Source organism: Streptomyces spinoverrucosus, from assembly GCF_006539505.1.
Classification (GTDB): domain Bacteria; phylum Actinomycetota; class Actinomycetes; order Streptomycetales; family Streptomycetaceae; genus Streptomyces; species Streptomyces spinoverrucosus.
Map to the genome: position 1 here is coordinate 1 of NZ_BJND01000173.1, position 1,579 is coordinate 1,579.

Genomic DNA, 1,579 nt, shown 5'->3' on the forward strand with positions numbered 1-1,579 from the left:
CCGGCCTGCGGGCGGCGATCGAGCTGGCGGAGGCCGGTGTCGATGTCCTAGCGGTCGGCAAGCGTCCCAAGGAGGACGCCCACACGGCCCTCGCTGCGGGGGGAATCAACGCGGCGCTGGCCACGATGGATCCCGAGGACAGCTGGCAGCAGCACGCCGCGGACACCCTCAAGGAGAGCTACCTGCTCGCCGATCCCCGCACCGTCGAGATCGTCACCCAGGGCGCCGCCCTGGGCATCGACGACCTGGAGCGCTACGGCATGGCCTTCGCCCGGGAGGAGGACGGCCGCATCTCGCAGCGGTTCTTCGGCGCGCACAAGTTCCGCCGCACGGCCTTCGCCGGCGACTACACCGGCCTGGAGATCCAGCGCACGCTCATCAGGCGCGCGAGCCAGCTGGACATTCCCATGCTCGACAGCGTCTACATCACCCGGCTCCTGGTCCATGACGGTGCCGTGTTCGGCGCCTACGGCTTCGACCTCGCGAACGGAACGCGCTACCTCATCCACGCCGACGCCGTCATCCTCGCGGCCGGCGGCCACACCCGCATCTGGCGGCGCACCTCCTCACGACGCGATGAGAACACCGGCGACTCGTTCCGGCTGGCGGTGGAGGCCGGGGCCCGCCTGCGCGACCCCGAACTGGTCCAGTTCCACCCCTCCGGCATCATCGAGCCGGAGAACGCGGCCGGCACCCTCGTCAGCGAGGCCGCGCGCGGCGAGGGCGGCATCCTGCGCAACGCGCTCGGCGAGCGGTTCATGGCCCGCTACGACCCCGAGCGCATGGAACTCTCCACCCGCGACCGCGTGGCCCTCGCCTCCTACACGGAGATCAAGGAAGGCCGCGGCACGCCCAAGGGCGGCGTGTGGCTCGATGTCTCCCACCTGCCCCGGCAGACGATCATGAACCGGCTCCCCCGGGTGTATCAGACCCTTCTTGATCTGCAGATGCTGGACATCACCCGCGACCCGATCGAGGTCGCGCCCACGGCGCACTACTCGATGGGCGGGGTCTGGACCCGGCCGGAGGACCACAGCACCGACGTCCGCGGTCTGTATGCCATCGGTGAGGCGTCGAGCGGCCTGCACGGTGCCAACCGGCTCGGCGGCAACAGCCTCATCGAGCTGCTGGTCTACGGCCGCATCACCGCACGCGCGGCCGCCGCCTACTCGGAGTCGCTGACCGCGCAACCGCGGTCGGCGTCGGCAGTGGCCGACGCCCGAGCGGAGGTCGACGAGCTGCTCGCCGCGGACGGCCCGGAGAACGTCCGCGCACTGCAACGCGCCATCCGCAACACCATGACCGACCACGCGGGCGTCGTACGCGACGAGGAAGGACTGCGCGCCGGACTGGCGGAACTCGAGGTGATCGAGAAGCGGATGGAGAACGTCGGCGTCCACCCCGACATCGCCGGCTACCAGGACCTCGCGCACGCCTTCGACCTCAAGTCCGCGGCCCTGGCCGCCCGGGCCACACTCGAAGCCGCACTCGAACGCCGTGAGACCCGCGGCTGCCACAACCGCAGCGACTACCCGGACATGGACCCCGCACTCCAGGTCAACCTCGTCTGGTCCCCGAG

1 protein-coding gene is annotated in these 1,579 nt (G+C 70.8%); it reads left to right on the forward strand.

Annotated features, from left to right (window positions below):
- On the forward strand, positions 1-1,579 hold a 1,579-nt coding region (locus SSP24_RS42355), incomplete at both ends, for an L-aspartate oxidase (protein ID WP_141316586.1).